Here is a 16,612-nt window from a genome sequence, read left to right as displayed (position 1 = left end):
CAAGAACGCTACGTCATCCCGGCGCAGGCCGGGACGACGGCGGGATGTTAGGGTGCGGTTGCCCGCATAACGACCGCTGAATGGCATCCCATCGGATATTCATCGGCTGAAACTCGGCCCCACCACGCTGGCGCCGGCGCGGTGCTGCCGGCAATCGACTTTTGAGGAGCCCTCCGATGCGCGGAACCAGGGCGGCATCACAACGGTTGCTGCCGGGGTGAATTTGAGCCTTGATCGAGGGACCGATGTCGAGCCAGAATCGCGATCAAGGCCCCGATCAGGCGAGGCGTGCCGGCCGCGCGTTGGATGCAGCGAATTTTTTCTCGCCAACGTCCGCGACGGGCTCGGGCCTTATCTCGCCGTCTATGTAGCGGTGGGACGAGGCGCGCATCGGCCTCGTCATGTCGATTGCGACGATCGCGGGCATCGTGGCGCAGACGCCGGCCGGCGCGCCGGTCGATGCGACGCGGTCCAAGCGGCTGGTGATGGTGATCGCCGCGATTATGGTCACGATCGCCTCGCTGTCGCTGCCGTTGTTTCCCAGCTTCATGCCGGTCGCGATCTCCCAAGGCATCGCGCAGGCCGCCGCCGTGGTGTTTCCGCCGGCGATCGCCGCGGTCTCGCTCGGCATCTTCGGCCATGCCGCCTTCACCCGGCGGATCGGCCGCAACGAGACGCTCAATCACGCCGGCAATGCTGTCGCGGCCGGGCTCGCAGGTCTCTCCGCCTATTGGTTCGGACCGACTGTCGTGTTCTACCTTCTCGGCGCCATGGCGATCGCGAGCCTCGTCAGCATCCTCGCAATCCCCGCCCGCGCCATCGATGACGATCTTGCCCGCGGGCTCGACGACGCCGATGCGGACGAGCAGCCTGAACGTGCCTCCGCTCTCAGCGTACTCCTGACCTGCCGTCCTCTGCTGGTGTTTGCGATCTGCGTCCTGCTCTTTCATCTCTCCAACGCCGCGATGCTGCCGCTGGTCGGCCAAAAGCTCGCCTTGCAAGACAAGAACATGGGCACCAGCCTGATGTCGGCCTGCATCGTCGCGGCGCAATTGGTGATGGTGCCGTTCGCGATGCTGGTGGGCGCGAAGGCCGACCGCTGGGGCCACAAGCGCTTCTTCCTAGCCGCGCTCCTGATCCTGCCGCTCCGGGGAGCGCTCTACACGCTTTCGGACAATCCGTTCTGGCTGGTCGGCGTGCAGCTTCTCGACGGCTTCGGCGCCGGCATTTTTGGCGCGATCTTTCCCGTCATCGTCGCCGACCTCATGCGCAACACCGGCCGGTTCAACGTCGCGCAAGGCGCCATCATCACCGCCCAGAGCATCGGGGCGGCGCTGTCGAAGACGCTCGCCGGCTTTGTCGTGGTTGGCGCGGGCTACAGTGCGGCCTTCATCACGCTTGGCGCGGTGGCCGCAATCGGCGCCGCCGTCTGTTTTGTCGCGCTACCCGAGACGCGGCAAATCGCAGATGGCGGTCCGCGCCCCCGGGGGAAGACAGCGGCGGTGGCTTCGGCTATCGCTGCCGAATGAACCGACACATCTCAAGGATCGACCGTGCCGTCTGACGCCATCCTGGCCTGGAGCATCATCGTCGCCGCGACCGCAGGCGTCATCATACGGCCCTTTCGCCTGCCGGAGGCGATCTGGGCCGTTATCGGCGCCGGCGCACTGGTGCTGCTCGGCTTGCTGCCGTGGCGGGATGCGCTCACGGGCATCGAGAAAGGCGTCGATGTCTATCTTTTCCTGATCGGCATGATGCTGATCGCCGAGCTGGCGCGGCTCGAAGGCCTGTTCGACTATCTCGCAGCGCTCGCCGTGGAATATGCAGGCGGCTCGCCGCAGCGGCTGTTCCTGCTGATCTACATCGTCGGCACGCTCGTCACCGTGCTGCTCTCGAACGACGCCACCGCGATCGTGCTGACGCCCGCCGTCTATGCCGCGACGCGCGCGGCCGGCGCCAAGCCGCTGCCTTATCTGTTCGTCTGCGCCTTCATCGCCAACGCCGCAAGCTTCGTGTTGCCGATCTCCAACCCGGCCAATCTCGTCGTGTTCGGGGCGCATATGCCCGAGCTCACCGAATGGCTGCGCCTGTTCGCCCTGCCCTCGGCGGCCTCGATCCTGCTGACCTATGTCGTGCTGCGGCTGACCCAGCACCGCGCCCTGAAGGAAGAGACGATCGCGCGCAGCGTGCCGCATCCAAAGCTCGGCCGCGGCGGCAAGCTGACGGCCATCGGCATCGTGGCGATCGGCATCGTGCTGGTCACCGCCTCCGCGCTGGACAAGCAATTGGGCCTGCCGACCTTCGTCTGCGGCGTGGCGACGGCCGCCATCGTGCTGCTGCTCAGCCGGCAATCGCCGCTACCCGTGCTGCGCGGCGTCTCCTGGAGCGTGCTACCGCTGGTCGGCGGGCTGTTCGTGATGGTGGAAGCGCTGATCAAGACCGGCGTGATCGGGCAGCTCAGCGCGCTGCTGCACGAAGCCGTCGGTCAATCCGTGACGAAGGCGGCCTGGAGCGTCGGCATCGCCAGCGCGATCGCCGACAACATCGCCAACAATCTTCCCGTCGGCCTCGTTGCAGGCTCAGTCGCCGCCAGCGATCATTTGCCCGCGCCGGTCGTGAGCGCCATCCTGATCGGCGTCGATCTCGGGCCTAATTTGTCGGTGACCGGTTCGCTCGCGACCATCCTGTGGCTGGTGGCGCTGCGGCGGGAGAAGATCGAAGTCGGCGCCTGGCCGTTCCTGAAGCTCGGACTGCTGGTGACGCCGCCCGCTCTGATCGCGGCATTGGCTGCCGCGATCAGGTAGTTGCGAGATCAGTCGTTCTCGTAGCCGTAGACTTCCGGCAGGATGAAGATCGCGGCGAGCAATCCGATCAGCGGGAAGATCGCGACCATCAGCGTCGCATTCGCCTGCCCGATCGCAGCGAACACCGTCGGGAACAGGAAGATCGCCAGGAACGACGGCAGCTTCACGAACATGTAGGCGAAGCCGCTGGCGGTGCCGCGATATTTCGGCTTGGCGACCATAGTCGGGATCGTCATGCAGTTCGACGCATCCCAATAATGGCCCCACAGCATCGCGGCAGCCGCGAACGGCAGCAGGATCTTGTTATCGGTGTAGAGCGCGAAGGCGGCGACCAGCAGCGAGACCAGCACGATCGAGAAGCCCGCGATCGAGATACCGCGATGGCCGATCTTCGGCGTCAGCAGCGGACCGACCCAGCCCGATACGGCGGCGAAGGAGAACAGCGCCATCGTCACCAGATTGATGCCGAGCACGCTCGACACGCCGACCATCACAAAGAGCACCGGCAGATAGAACGCGAAGGTCGAGAACTCGCTAGCTTGCGCGAAGCAGGCGATCCAGCCGTAGATCGTGGCGCGCCAGCGGATCGGATCCTTCTTGAGGTCGGCGAGGAATGCGCGGGTGGAGACCTTGGGCACCTCCACGTCATGGTCCGGCAGCATGGCGAGATCGTCGTTGAACATCTCGCGCGCCACCTGCTTGGCCTCGCGGTAGCGTCCCTTCTGCACCAGCCACACCGCCGTCTCGGGCACGTCGTGCCGCATGATCAGGATGATCAGCGCCGGCAGCGCGCCGAGGCCGAGCGTCACCCGCCACAGCGTCTCGTGGTGAATGTCGAGCAGCAGGAAGATCACGATGACGCCGATCGTCAGGACTTCGCCGACCGCGAACATGAACTGCCAGCGGTTGCCCATGACTTCGCGCTCACCCTTGGCCATGGATTCCATGATGTAGGTGTAGCCGGTCGAGATGTCCGAACCGAGCGGAATGCCGAGCAGGAAGCGGATCACGACGAGCCAGCCGACGCTGGGCACGAAGGCCTGCGCCAGCGCCAGCACGATGAACAATACCATCGTCACCAGGAACATGACGCGGCGGCCGATCTTGTCGGAGAGCCAGCCGCCGAGCAGTGCGCCGATCATGGCGCCGCCTTGCGTACCGGCCGCGGCCAGGCCCAGCATCAGCGGATCGGGATTGAACTGCTCCTTGATGAAGATCAGCACGAAGGCGATCGAATAGAGGTCCCAGGCTTCGACCAGGATCGAGGCCATCATCAGCCAGCCGACCTTGTTGCCCTTGGGACTGTAGTTCGTGATGAGATAGCGGACCGCGGCTTCGCTCGCGGTCGGTTGTGGCATCGCCATCGTCGACATCTTTGGTCCTCTCTTCAAAACTCTCTTACGTGCCAAGCAGCGGCTCGATGCTGCAATCGAGCAGGCGCGGGTCGATCCCGACCTCCATGCCGGTGAACATCTCGCCCATGTAGTCGATCAGTGCATCGCTCGCCTTCACCGCGTCCTCGACACGACGATTGGCAACTGCATTAAGAATAGCCAGATGATGATCGATTGTTCCTGACAGCTCGGCCTGTCCCGGCATGAACCGGTGGTGGATGTAGCCGATGCGCCGGTACAGCGTGTGCAACGGGCGCAGCGTGTGCACCAGAAACGGTTCGCCTGCCGCCTCCAGCACCAGCGCGTCGATGCGGCGGTCGATATGATTGAACTCGTCGAGGGTCAGACTGGCGCGGCGCTCGCGCAAAAGTCGCTCGATGTGCAGCGCCTGATTGCGGTGCGAGAGGCTGGCGCGATCGGCCGCAAGCCGGATCACGAAGCGCTCCATGTCGCGGCGCAAGGCCAGCAGCATGCGTTCGCGTGCCAGATCGATCGGCGCAATGCGCAGACCGTGGCGCGGACGGATGATGATCAATGTATCGGCGGAGAGACGATTGACGGCGTGATGCACCGGCGTACGGCCGAACCCGGTGATGTGCTGCAATTCCAGCATCGTCATGAACTGGCCGGGCTTGAGCTCGCAATGGACGAGCAGCTCTTCGATCCTCTGATAAGCGAGCTCGAAGAAGTTGAGACGGTTGCGCCGGGAGGGCTTGCCCTCGCCGTCGTCGTTCCTCACCACCTCGAGCGCGCGCTTGCGCGTTGCCATGTCGTCTCCCCCCTCAGCCCGCGCCATCGTTGCAGAGCGGCGCCTAGTTCGTGATATCCCTAAAACATGTTGTGATATATTACAAGCGAGCGTAAGACTCCGCGCGTGCCCGCACTATGCTGCGGTGCAGAATGACAACAAGACGGCGCTGTGCGCGCCTGCGATGGGAGGAGTATTGCCGTGAAGATCACGTCGATCGAGACGCTGCGCACCGAAGAATTCTCCAACGTCATCTGGGTGCGCGTCCACACCGACACGGGCATGATCGGTCTCGGCGAAACCTTCTACGGCGCCGGCGCAGTCGAGGCGCAGATCCACGACACCTTTGCCGACCGCCTGCTCGGCCGCAATCCGCTTCATATCGAGGCGATCCATCGCGACATGCTGAATCTGCCGATGGCGCAGTCGTCCACCGGCGTCGAATATCGCGCGGCTTCGGCAATCGACATCGCGCTGTGGGACCTGTTCGGCAAGGTGTGCAATCAGCCGGTACACCAGATGCTCGGCGGCCTCTGCCGCGACAAGCAGCGCATCTACAACACCTGCGCCGGCACCCAATATGTCCGCTCCACCAATATCAGCCCGGTCGCGAATTGGAATCTCGGTGGCTCCAAGGGGCCCTACGAAGACCTCGACGGCTTCATGAACAACGCCGATGCGCTCGCCGAAAACCTGCTGGAGAGCGGCATCTCCGCCATGAAGATCTGGCCGTTCGATCCGGCGGCGCAAGAGAACAAGGGTCTCTACATCTCCGCCGCGCAGATGAAGCAGGCGATCGAGCCGTTCGAGAAGATCCGAAAAGCGGTCGGCGACAAGATGGAGATCATGGTCGAGCTCCATTCGCTCTGGAACCTGCCGACCGCAAAACAGATCGCGCGCGCGCTCGAGCCCTACAAGCCAACCTGGTACGAAGACCCGATCCGGATGAACTCGCCGCAGGCGTTGGCCGAATATGCCCGCTGCACCGACGTCTGGGTCTGCGCCAGCGAGACGCTCGGCTCGCGCTTCCCCTACAAGGACATGCTCGACCGCGACGCCATGCACGTGGTGATGGCGGATCTGTGCTGGACCGGCGGCCTCACGGAAGGCCGCAAGATCGCGGCGATGGCCGAGACCTATCACCGGCCCTTCGCGCCGCACGACTGCATCGGCCCGATCGGCTTCATCGCCGCCATCCACATGTCGTTCAGCCAGCCCAACACGCTGATCCAGGAATCCGTGCGCGCCTTCTACAAGGGCTGGTACAATGAGCTCGTGACCACCATGCCCACGATCAAGGACGGTTTTGTCTATCCGATGGAAGGCCCCGGGCTGGGCGTCGACCTTCTGCCCGCCGTATTCGACCGCTCCGATCTGACCGTGCGCCGTTCCAACGTCTGAGGATCTTTTGAGATGAGCACCGCCCTCTTCGACCTTTCCGGCCGCACCGCGCTCGTGACCGGCTCCTCCCGCGGCCTCGGCCGCGCCATCGCCGAAGGCATGGCCAAGGCAGGCGCCAAGCTGATCATCAATGGCGTCGATCCCAAGCGCGTCGAGCAGGCCGTCGCCGAGTTTCGCGCCGCCGGCCAGCAGGCCGAAGGCGCCGCTTTCAACGTCACCGACGAGCCCGCGATCGTCGCCGCCTTCAACGACTTCGACAACAAGGGCATCGCCGTCGACATCCTCGTCAACAATGCCGGCATCCAGCACCGCAAGCCGCTGGTGGAGTTCACCACCGACGAGTGGCGCAAGGTGATCGAGACCAACCTCACCAGCGCCTTCGTGATCGGCCGCGAGGCGGCCAAGCGCATGATCCCGCGCAAGCACGGCAAGATCATCAATATCGGCTCGCTCGGCAGCGAGCTCGCGCGTCCCACGATTGCGCCGTACACCGCCGCCAAGGGCGGTATCAAGAACCTGACCCGCTCGATGGCGGTGGAATGGGCCCAGCATGGCATCCAGGCCAATGCGATCGGCCCCGGCTACATGTTGACCGACATGAACGAGGCGCTGGTGAACAACACCGATTTCAACACCTGGCTGATGGGCCGCGTCCCCTCCAAGCGCTGGGGCCGACCGGACGAGCTGGTGGGCGCAGCGATCTTCCTGGCGTCGGATGCCTCGACCTATGTCAACGGCCAGATCATCTATGTCGATGGCGGCATGATCGCTGCGATGTGAGCCGCGAAACGCTGAGGGAGCCAACCATGCGCGCCGTCGTCATTCACGCACCGAAAGATCTGCGGATCGATAGCTATCCGGACTCAGCGCCCGGTCCGGGTGAAGTCCGCGTCAAGATCGCGAACGGCGGCATCTGCGGGTCCGATCTGCACTACTATCATCACGGCGGCTTCGGTGTCGTGCGCATCCAGCAGCCGATGGCCCTCGGGCACGAGATCGCCGGCGTGGTCGCAGCCATCGGTGACGGCGTCGCGAACGTGAAGCCGGGCACCCGCGTCGCGGTCAATCCGAGCAAGCCGTGCGGCCAGTGCCTGCATTGCCAGGAGGGTATGCGCAACCAGTGCCTCGACATGCGCTTCCTCGGCAGCGCGATGCGCTTTCCCCATGTGCAGGGCGGCTTTCGCGAATTCATCACGGTCGATGCGGCGCAGGCCGTTCCGATCGCCGACAAGCTGTCGCTGGCGGAAGCCGCGGTCGCCGAACCGCTCGCGGTGTGCCTGCATGCCGGCAAGCAGGCCGGGCCCCTGCTCGGCAAGCGCGTGCTGATCACCGGCTGCGGCCCGATCGGCGCGCTGATGATTTTGGTCTCACGCTTCGGCGGCGCCGCCGAGATCGTCGTGACAGATGTTGCCGACGCGCCGCTTGCCGTCGCCAGGAAGCTTGGCGCCACTCACGCCATCAATGTCGCGGCCGATGCCACGGCGCTCGATCCCTGGCGGACCGGTAAAGGTGTGTTCGATACTCTGTTCGAAGCCTCGGGCAACCAGGCCGCACTGCGCACCGCACTCGATGTGCTGAGGCCCGGTGCCATACTGGTGCAGCTCGGCCTCGGCGGCGAGATGACGCTGCCAATCAACTCCATCGTCGCCAAGGAATTGCGGCTCCGCGGCACATTCCGCTTCGATCCCGAGTTCGAGCTGGCGGTGCGGCTGATGGGTGACGGCTTGATCGACGTGAAGCCGCTGATCACGGCGACCATGCCGTTCGAGAACGCGGTCGCAGCGTTCGAGCTCGCCAGCGATCGCTCGCAGTCGATGAAGGTGCAGCTGACGTTCTGAGCGAGGACCGCTGCTATTGGTTCTCGATCAACCGGTCGCTGACCAGCCGCACCGCGCCCCGTTTCCACGAATAGTCCGCGCCCAGGCGCAGGCCGCTGTCGCCGCGTGCGAGCACCGCGCCGGTCCTGGCGTCGCGCACCTGGAAGCCCAGCGTGTATTCGGTGCGGCTGACCCGCCGCACCACGCCGATCAGCGACTGGTCCGCGCCGAGCTTCTGCGCAATCGCCACCTCGCAGCCGTCGCAGTCGCGCAACGCACGCGCCTTCAGCGCCTCGCCGCCGACATCGACGATGCGGTAACGGCCGGATTGACCCAGCGCCTCGCGCACGCTGCCGGTGACCTCGGCCAGATATGACGCATCCGATGTGGCCGGCGCGCCAGCCGAAGCGGCGGTCGTATCCTCTAGCTCGAAATCGAAGACGGCCATGGCAATCGGCGCAGGCGTGGCGAGTGCGGCCATGATCTCGCGCGACACGAAGATCTCGGCGCGCTCCCATGATTCATCATTGTCGCCCCGGAAGGTGTAGAGCTTGTCCATCACGACCTTCCTGCCGCCGACGTCGATCACGGCGATCTTGGCCCATTGCACCAGCGTGCTCGTCTTCTGGATGCCGCCGATCACCTTGAACGCCGCGCCGTCCTGGGCCGACGACACGAGCCGGTAGCGCCGATCTCCGCCGATATCTTGCCGGAGCGCGGCCATGAAGGCCGCCAGCCGTCGCTCGTGGGCGGCGGTCTGGTTGGCGGGCTCTGCTGACGTATCGGTATAACTGAAATCGTCCATGGCGATGCCGATGGCGGTCTCGGCGCCGGCCAGCGCATAAGACACCGGAAGGACGACGAGGAGACAGACTGAGAGGATCAACCGGCGCAGGTGCATAATGTGCCTCGTATAACGGAGCGGCGCGCCAATCTGGACGGCGCAATCAGGCCATGCAGCGGCGCCGGTCCCGGCGATGGCCGGGAAAATTTCACGACGGTGCCCCGCACTGGCGCCTGGCGGCTTTGCGCCGGATGCGTTCTGCCGTTTAATGCGGACGCGACAAACCCGTTCGCACCAGGTGCCTGCCGATGTGGAACCGCCCGAGGTTCGATCTCAAAGTCCGTCTGACGTTGCGCGTGGCCGCGATATCGGCCGCCTGCTTCGCCGCCATCTCCGCCTATTTCCTGATTACGGCCGACCGCGCGGCGCATGCGCGCCTCGACGATATCGCCGCCATCGTGGCCAAGACGCTGGAGCTGCAGCAGGGCAAGATCCAGTGGGTCGCGAGCCCGCGCTCGGACTTTCCCAACCTCGACCCCGTTTCGGCTTATGTGATGACGCCCGGCCTGTGCCTGGCGTTCCGCGGCACCAGTGGCGACGTCCTCCAGCGCTTCTGCAGCGGCGCGCCCGTTCCGGCGAACCCGCCGCCGCAAGCCTTCGCGGCCTTCTATCGCGGCTTGTTCGATCCCGGCCGAGAAGCGGCACGGCCTGTGATCGTGCGCGGGACGAAGCTCGGCGAGGCCGTGGTCTCGGTCGAGCCGGCCGTGCAGACCGCGGAAGCCTGGCACGAGGCCGGCCGCCTGATGCTCGCGCTCGCGATCGCGCTGCCGCTGCTCTGCGCGCTGGTCTACGCCGCGCTGGCACGCGCGCTGCGCCCCACCCGCATGATCCGCACCGGCCTCGAGCGGATTGCCGCCAACGACCTCACCACGCGGCTGCCGCCGTTCGACCTCGCCGAGCTCTCCGCGATCCGCGACGGCTTCAACCATCTCGCCGAAAGCCTCGAGACCGCGCTTGCCGAACGCAGCGAGCTGACGCGGAGGCTGATTGCGCTCCAGGACGAGGAGCGCCGCCATCTCGCGCGCGAGCTGCATGACGAGTTCGGCCAGTCGCTCGCCGCCATCCGCGCGCTCGCCTCCTCCGCCCGCCAGACCGCTGCACAAGAGTGTCCCTCCCTGCTTGGCGAATGCGACGGCATCGCGCGGACCGCAACCGGCATGATGGAGACGTTGCGCGGCACACTGTTCCGGCTGCGGCCACCCGATGTCGAGGAGCTCGGGCTCGTTGCCAGCCTCGAAGGCCTCGTCGCGGGCTGGAACGGGCGCAGCCGCGGCGAGACGCGCTTCTCGATCCGGTTCGACGGCGCATTCGAGACCCTGCCGGCCACGATCAGCGCCAGCCTTTACCGGATCGTGCAGGAGTCGCTCACCAACGCCGCGAAGCATGCCGTCGCCACGCGAGTCAGCCTGGAATTGACGATGGGGGCGAGCGATATCGCGCTTGCGATCGACGATGACGGACGCGCGACCGATTCCGTCGCGAAATCGGGAATGGGCCTGCTCGGCATGCGCGAGCGCGTCGCGGCTTTGCGCGGCCAATTGAGCTTCGAGGCTGCGCCGAACGGCGGCTCCGCACTGCGCGTGGTCATTCCGCTCGCAGCCGCCGATCGGCCGCCGCTGGAGCACGCCGCATGAGCACGGCCGACGCCACCATTCTGCTGGTCGACGACCATTCCGTCGTCCGCGAGGGCTACCGCTCCGTGCTCCAGAAGCAGCCGGGACTACGCGTCATCGCCGAAGCCGCCGACGGCGCGGAGGCCTACCGTCTCTACAAATCGGAGGCGCCCGACCTCGTCATCATGGATCTGAGCATGCCCGGCATCGGCGGCATCGAGGCGGTCAGGCGCATCAGGCAGTGGGACAAGGGCGCGAGAATCCTCGTCTTCACCATGCATGAAAACGCCGGCTTTGCCGTGCAGGCGATCCGCGCCGGTGCCAGGGGCTACGTCACCAAGACCAGTCCACCAGAGACGCTGGTGCGCGCCGTGATGGACGTGCTCGCAGGCAAGATCGCGATCAGCCCCGACATCGACCATGAGCTCGCGCTGAGCCGGCTGGCCGGCGAAAGTTCTGCCGCCGACGTCCTCACGCCGCGCGAGTTCGAGGTGCTGCGGCTGCTGCTCGCCGAGAACACGACAGAGGAGATCGCGGAGACACTCCATGTCAGCCCCAAGACGGTGGCGAACCTGCATTCTCTGATCAAGGACAAGCTCGGTGTCGGCTCCGACATCGAGCTGGTCCGGCTGGCGCTGCGCCAGGGCATCTTGACGGAGGTCGATCTCGGCGAGGCCTGATCGCTCAGGCCAGATAGCGCGTGAGATAGCCTTCCATCGCGTAGAGCGCACAGAGCGCGAGGCTCGACCACACGGCGGCGGTGAAATACAGGAACATCCAGGTCAGCTCGCCCTTCCAGTGCGCGATGTCGTGGGTCACGACCCAGCGGGTCGAAACGTCATGCAAGCCTTCGAGGAAGCCGAGCAACCTGTTGCCCTCTTCATGCCCTGCCCGCCAGCGGCTGAGATACATCGGCACGTCGACGGTGACGAGGAAGGCCAGGAAGCAGGCGATGCCGACGATGCCGGCAATCAGCGCCCAACGCACCGGCCCCTGGAATTCCGGCATCAGCCGGCACAGCGCGATGCCTGCGAGGAAGAATGTCACGGCCCAAAGCGAGTTCTCGATTGCGTTGAAGAGGAAGTTGGTCGTCACCACCGCATACCAGGAGAAGCACTCCGCGATGATGATGATCGGCACGATCACCCACGCGATGTTCACGACCGTCTCGGCGCCCGTCATGGTCCCGAGTTGATGCAGGATGACCGCCCATTGCGCGGCGAAGCACAGTTCGGCCACGGTCGCGACCGTGCGGCCGACGAAGACGCTGGAGAGCCAGGTGTCGAACAGGCAGATGCGCTGCACGTCGGCGCGCGGCAGGAAGGAACGGAAGGCGCAGCCGAAGACATAGCCGGCGCAGAGCAGGAACATCAGCCCGATGTCGGAGCCGCCACTGATGCTGCCGGAGGGCGTCGGGGAGAACGCGCGGTACAGCATGAACCAGACGAGAATGTTGGCAGCACTGACCAGCGTCAGGGACCCCCACCACCACGCGAGGGGATTCGTCCGCGCCTGCCACTGCAACATGAATCGCTCCGCTGTAATCATATGACATTCAGTCGTAATAAACCTGTCACAACAAGCCACGGAATCGCGACGAAAATCTGTGCGCGGCGGGGCCCTTCGCGCACATTTTATCCCCGCCGGCACAGCCGCTCCGTGTCCGGATAGTGGACATAAAAGCACATTTTCTGAATGTATTGGACAACGGGCGAGACCGGGTTCATTAAGCCCGCATGGCCAGAACCGCGTCCAGACCGATCCGCGCCTCCTCGTCCGCCGCCGCCGTGCTGGCCGACAGCGTCGATGACGCTGCGTTCGCGACGACGCTGGCAAAAGGTCTCGTGGTGCTCGAAGCGTTCAAGGCGGGGGCGACGCAGCTCGGCAACATGGAGCTGTCGACGCTGACCGGGATTCCGCGCCCGACGGTGGCGCGACTGACTCATACGCTCGCCGAGCTCGGCTACCTCCGCTACGATGCCGAACGCGCCAAATATCGCGTCGGCGCGCGTGCACTTCGCATGGCGCATCCGCTGCTCGCCGACATGCAGTTCCGCCAGGTCGCGCGTCCGATGATGCAGGAGCTGGCACAAAGCGTGCGCGGCACGGTCTCGATCGGCCTGCTCGATGCGACCTCCATGATCTATGTCGAGACCGCGCGCTCCGGCGACGTCGGCCCGCACGTCCCCGACATCGGCATGCCCATTTCCGTGGTGATGACGGCAATGGGCCGTGCCGCGGCGGCGACCTTGCCGCAGGCCGATGCCGCGCTGCTCGAAAAGCGCATTGCAAGCGAGGATACCGAGCTGTGGTCGGCCTTCCGCGAGACATACCGCGCCGGCCTCGCACAATGCGCCAGCCGCGGCTTCTGCACCTGCTTCGGCGAGTACATCGCCTCGATCCATGCGGTCGCGGCGCCGCTGTTTCATGCGCGTGAGGCGAAGCAGGCCTTTTCGCTCAATTGCGGCATTCCCGCATTCCGGCTCCAGCCCGGCCAGCTGGAGGGCGAGATCGGCCCGCGCATTGCCGCCCTTGCCGACAGCATCCGCACCATGATTGGGGCGGCGCCGCCCACCGAAACACGAAAGCAAAACAAGAAGAGCGCCAAGCGATGAAAGGCAATCGGCGCTCCGCCACCGGGAGGCCACCATGACCGTCACACGGCGAACATTTTTGGGCACCCTCGCCCTTTCGCTATCCGGACTTCCATTCTCTGCAAGCGCTGAGGACGCCTGGCCGTCGCGTATGGTGCGGCTGATCTCGCCTTACGGGCCCGGCGGCTCCAACGACATCTCGCTGCGGCTGCTGGCCGAAGAGTTCGGCCGCAACCTGCACCAGCAGTTTATCGTCGAAAACAAGCCGGGCGCCGGCACGCGCATCGCCAACGATACGGTCGCGCATGCGCCGGGCGATGGCTACACACTTCTCTATGTTGCGGCCCCCTACGCCACCGCCGAAGCGCTGTTCGGCAAGCTGACCTATGAGCGTAAGGATCTGCAGCCGGTCGCGATGGCGGTGATCGCGCCGCTGTTCCTGATCATCAGCGCGGACGCGCCGTTCAAGACGCTTCCCGAATTGATCGCCTACGGCAAATCGAAGCCGGATGGCCTGACCTTCGCCTCGCCCGGTGCCGGCTCGCAGCCACATCTTGCCGGCGAACTCCTGTTCAGGGATGCCGGTGTCAAGGGGCTCAACATCCCCTTCCGTGGCGATGCCGCGTCCTACACCGAGCTGCTCGCCGGCCGCGTCGATGCCACGCTGACGGCGCTGCCGACCGCACTGCCTTACATCCAGAGCGGCAAGTTCATTGTGCTCGGCGTTGCATCGGCCGAACGCAGCGCGCTCTATCCGCAGGCGCGGACCTTGCGCGAGCAGGGTTTTCCCAACGTGGCTGCGGCCGGCTGGTACGGCTTCATGGCGCCTTCGACGACGCCGCGCGCCATCATCGACAAGCTGCAGGCCGAAGTGCTGCGCGCGCTGGCCGAGCCGGCGATCAAGGACAAGCTGACCGCCCAAGGCCTCGAAGTGCGCGCCGGCACCGCGGCCGAATTCGGCCAGTTCATCGACAACGAAACAAAAAATTGGACCGGGCTGATCCGCGAGGCCGGCCTCAAGGGCGAGTGACAGTCACGAACGGGGAATGGGAATGAAAAAACTACGTCTCAAACATGTCGCGGCAGCCGCGATCGCTCTCGCGATATCGATCCCGGGGGCACAGGCGCAGAAGAAACACGATCCCGGCGCTTCCGACACCGAGATCAAGGTCGGCCAGACCGTCCCGCTCAGCGGGCCGGCCTCGGCCTATGCCGTCATCGGCAAGACCCAGGCCGCCTACATGAAGATGATCAACGACCAGGGCGGCGTCAACGGCCGCAAGGTCAATCTGATCCAGTATGACGATGCCTATTCGCCTCCGAAGACGGTTGAGCAGACCCGCAAGCTGGTCGAAAGCGACGAGGTGCTGCTGACCTTCCAGATCATCGGCACGGCGCCGAACGTCGCCGTGCAAAAATATCTTAACGCCAAGAAGGTCCCGCAGCTCTTCGCGGCAACGGGCGCGGCGCGTTTCACCGATCCGAAGAACTTCCCCTGGACCATGGGCTTCAACCCCTCCTACCTCGTCGAAGGCCGGATCTACGCGCAATATATTCTGAAGAACCATCCGAACGCCAAGGTCGGCGTGCTCTATCAGAACGACGATCTCGGCAAGGACTACCTCGCCGGCTTCAAAGCAGGTCTCGGTGACAAGTCGAAGATGATCGTCGCCGAGACGTCCTACGAGATCACCGAGCCGACCATCGATTCGCAGATCCTGCGGTTGAAGGATGCAGGTGCCGACGTGCTGTTCAGCGCCACGACGCCGAAACAGGCCGCGCAGGCGATCAAGAAGGTTGCCGAGATCGGCTGGAAGCCGCTGCACATCATCGACATCAACGCCTCCTCGGTCAGCGCGGTGCTGAAACCCGCCGGACTCGACAACGCCAAGGGCGTCGTCAGCGTCGGTTATGTCAAGGATTCGGCCGACCCCGAATGGAAGGACGATCCCGGCATGAAGCGATATCTCGCCTTCATGGCCAAATACTACCCGGAGGGCGACAGGGATTCGAACCTGAACGTCTACGGCTATATCACCGCGCAGCTGCTGGTGCAGGTGCTGAAGCAATGCGGCGACGATCTCACGCGCGAGAACGTGATGCACCAGGCCGCCAGCCTGAACAACATCACACTCGACCTGACGCTGCCGGGCATCTCGGTGACGACGACGCCGACCGACTACCGCGTCAACAAGCAGTTCCAGATGGTGCAGTTCGACGGCCAGCGCTGGCAGAAACTCGGCGACATCGTCACGGACGAGGCGAAGGAATGAAGCGCCCCTCATCCTGAGGGCGCGCCTTGAAGAATGAAGGCCTCACCGATGGTCCTCCTGCTTCGAGGCGGCCGCTCCGCGGCCTCCTCGGCATGAAGGAGGAAGGTGGCTGCTCGCCCTATCTCTTCATCCCGCCCACATAGGCCGCGAGCTTGTCGAGCGTCTGGTAGCCGTATTCGACGGCACCGAAGCTGATCATGCCGTCGCGCTGCGCCGTGCTCGACGCCAGCTGCCGCATCATCAGAACCGTCTTGCCGTTGCTCTGTTCGGCGAAGGTGACGGTGAAACGGAACATTCCGGGATCCTCGTCCTGGTCGTCGCCGTGATCCATCTCCAACAGCGACGGTCGCTCGATGCGGCGGAAGCGCATGCGGTTCGGGTAGACCGTGCCGTCCGGGCCGATCATGTTGAAGCGCCAGACGCCGCCGACCCGCACGTCGATCTCGAAGGTCTCGAGCTTGAAACCCTTCGGCCCGAACCATTGCGGCAGGTGCTTTGGGTCGGACCACGCTTCGAACACCAGATCGCGCGGCGCGTCGATCACGCGCGACATCACGATCTCGCGGTCGAGCGACCATTGCGACAGGGCGGGATTGGCAGAATTCGTCATCGTCAGGAACCTTTCCGTTTGGTTGTCTTGCCGGTCGTCTTGTTACTTGTCTTGGACGGCCGCTTGGCAGCGGCCCTGTCTTTCTTCAGCTTCATCACGTAGGCTTCGAAGCGATCAAGCCGCGCCTCCCAGATCGCGCGCTGATGCTGGAACCAGTCCTCCGCAGTGAGGAGCGCGTCAGGACTGAGGCGGCAGGTGCGCACGCGCCCCGATTTCTCCGACAGGATGAGACCGCTCATCTCCAGCACGTGGATGTGTTTCATGAAGCTCGGCAGCGCCATCTCGAAGGGACCGGCAAGCTCGCCGACCGACGCCTCACCTGCGCAGAGCCGCATCACGATCGCCCGCCGGGTGGGATCGGCAAGGGCCGCGAAAACCTGATCGAGTTGGGATAATTGGTTAGCCATTAGGCTAACTATAGGACTGTCGCCAACCGGCGTCAACATTGTTAGCCAATTAGCTAAGTTATTTTGCCGACTGGTAGCCTGGATGAAGCGAAGCGTAATCGGGGGCC

The 16,612-nt window shown here is 64.8% G+C and carries 15 protein-coding genes and 1 pseudogene; 10 read left to right on the top strand and 6 right to left on the bottom strand.

The window, feature by feature from the left end:
• The first annotated feature begins 245 nt into the window (after positions 1-245).
• Positions 246-1,529 (top strand): annotated as a pseudogene (locus IVB48_RS01815) (MFS transporter).
• A gap of 24 nt (positions 1,530-1,553) precedes the next feature.
• Positions 1,554-2,804, top strand: coding sequence for an arsenic transporter (locus IVB48_RS01810; protein ID WP_247396900.1), 1,251 nt, complete (start codon positions 1,554-1,556; stop codon positions 2,802-2,804).
• Positions 2,805-2,812: 8 nt separating this feature from the next.
• Here IVB48_RS01810 and IVB48_RS01805 read toward each other — a convergent pair whose 3' ends face one another.
• A complete protein-coding gene (locus IVB48_RS01805; protein WP_027567411.1) occupies positions 2,813-4,177 on the bottom strand; it encodes an MFS transporter in 1,365 nt (454 codons plus the stop codon).
• Between the two features lie 25 nt (positions 4,178-4,202).
• On the bottom strand, positions 4,203-4,967 hold the full coding sequence (locus IVB48_RS01800; RefSeq protein ID WP_027567412.1) for a GntR family transcriptional regulator: 765 nt from the start codon (positions 4,965-4,967) through the stop codon (positions 4,203-4,205).
• A 180-nt stretch (positions 4,968-5,147) separates the two neighbouring features.
• On the opposite strand from IVB48_RS01800, the gene IVB48_RS01795 reads away from it, so the two are divergent.
• The 3 genes from IVB48_RS01795 to IVB48_RS01785 are packed head-to-tail and all read left to right on the top strand — an operon-like array spanning position 5,148 to position 8,185.
• Positions 5,148-6,347, top strand: a complete 1,200-nt coding sequence (locus IVB48_RS01795) for a mandelate racemase/muconate lactonizing enzyme family protein (RefSeq protein ID WP_247396896.1) — start codon at positions 5,148-5,150, stop codon at positions 6,345-6,347.
• Between the two features lie 12 nt (positions 6,348-6,359).
• Positions 6,360-7,127: an SDR family oxidoreductase gene (locus IVB48_RS01790; RefSeq protein ID WP_247396894.1), complete on the top strand. Its 768-nt coding sequence runs from the start codon at positions 6,360-6,362 to the stop codon at positions 7,125-7,127.
• Positions 7,128-7,153: 26 nt separating this feature from the next.
• The gene (locus tag IVB48_RS01785; RefSeq protein ID WP_247396890.1) at positions 7,154-8,185 is read left to right on the top strand and encodes an L-idonate 5-dehydrogenase; all 1,032 of its coding nucleotides are present in this window, start codon (positions 7,154-7,156) and stop codon (positions 8,183-8,185) included.
• A 13-nt stretch (positions 8,186-8,198) separates the two neighbouring features.
• Here IVB48_RS01785 and IVB48_RS01780 read toward each other — a convergent pair whose 3' ends face one another.
• Positions 8,199-9,065 (bottom strand): DUF3280 domain-containing protein, encoded by an 867-nt coding sequence (locus IVB48_RS01780; protein WP_247396888.1) that lies wholly within the window; start codon positions 9,063-9,065, stop codon positions 8,199-8,201.
• A 191-nt stretch (positions 9,066-9,256) separates the two neighbouring features.
• On the opposite strand from IVB48_RS01780, the gene IVB48_RS01775 reads away from it, so the two are divergent.
• Positions 9,257-10,642, top strand: a complete 1,386-nt coding sequence (locus IVB48_RS01775) for a HAMP domain-containing sensor histidine kinase (protein ID WP_247396885.1) — start codon at positions 9,257-9,259, stop codon at positions 10,640-10,642.
• Complete coding sequence (locus tag IVB48_RS01770) at positions 10,639-11,301, top strand: response regulator transcription factor (protein WP_247396876.1); 663 nt, start codon at positions 10,639-10,641, stop codon at positions 11,299-11,301. Before IVB48_RS01775 ends, IVB48_RS01770 begins: the two co-directional genes overlap by 4 nt.
• Before the next feature lie 4 nt (positions 11,302-11,305).
• Here the strand turns inward: IVB48_RS01770 and IVB48_RS01765 are convergent, their stop codons facing one another.
• Entirely contained in the window at positions 11,306-12,148 is an 843-nt protein-coding gene (locus IVB48_RS01765; protein WP_247396872.1) for a hypothetical protein, read from the bottom strand.
• Between the two features lie 209 nt (positions 12,149-12,357).
• Here IVB48_RS01765 and IVB48_RS01760 point away from each other — a divergent pair, with 209 nt between their 5' ends.
• From IVB48_RS01760 to IVB48_RS01750, 3 genes are read left to right on the top strand one after another with little or no spacing between them, the layout of a single operon-like run.
• A complete protein-coding gene (locus tag IVB48_RS01760) occupies positions 12,358-13,236 on the top strand; it encodes an IclR family transcriptional regulator (protein ID WP_247396869.1) in 879 nt (292 codons plus the stop codon).
• A gap of 34 nt (positions 13,237-13,270) precedes the next feature.
• A complete protein-coding gene (locus IVB48_RS01755) occupies positions 13,271-14,245 on the top strand; it encodes a tripartite tricarboxylate transporter substrate binding protein (protein WP_247396867.1) in 975 nt (324 codons plus the stop codon).
• A gap of 22 nt (positions 14,246-14,267) precedes the next feature.
• Positions 14,268-15,488: an ABC transporter substrate-binding protein gene (locus IVB48_RS01750; protein ID WP_247396864.1), complete on the top strand. Its 1,221-nt coding sequence runs from the start codon at positions 14,268-14,270 to the stop codon at positions 15,486-15,488.
• Between the two features lie 118 nt (positions 15,489-15,606).
• Here the strand turns inward: IVB48_RS01750 and IVB48_RS01745 are convergent, their stop codons facing one another.
• Both IVB48_RS01745 and IVB48_RS01740 read right to left on the bottom strand, forming a co-directional pair.
• Positions 15,607-16,098, bottom strand: a complete 492-nt coding sequence (locus tag IVB48_RS01745; RefSeq protein WP_247396862.1) for an SRPBCC family protein — start codon at positions 16,096-16,098, stop codon at positions 15,607-15,609.
• Positions 16,099-16,100: 2 nt separating this feature from the next.
• Positions 16,101-16,505, bottom strand: a complete 405-nt coding sequence (locus IVB48_RS01740; protein ID WP_247396860.1) for a metalloregulator ArsR/SmtB family transcription factor — start codon at positions 16,503-16,505, stop codon at positions 16,101-16,103.
• Positions 16,506-16,612 lie beyond the last annotated feature (107 nt).

Origin of the sequence: Bradyrhizobium sp. 76, assembly GCF_023073025.1 — a bacterium.
Taxonomy (GTDB): Bacteria; Pseudomonadota; Alphaproteobacteria; order Rhizobiales; family Xanthobacteraceae; genus Bradyrhizobium.
The sequence above is the reverse complement of the archived record's forward strand: the minus strand, read 5'-3'. Positions and strand labels throughout refer to the sequence as shown.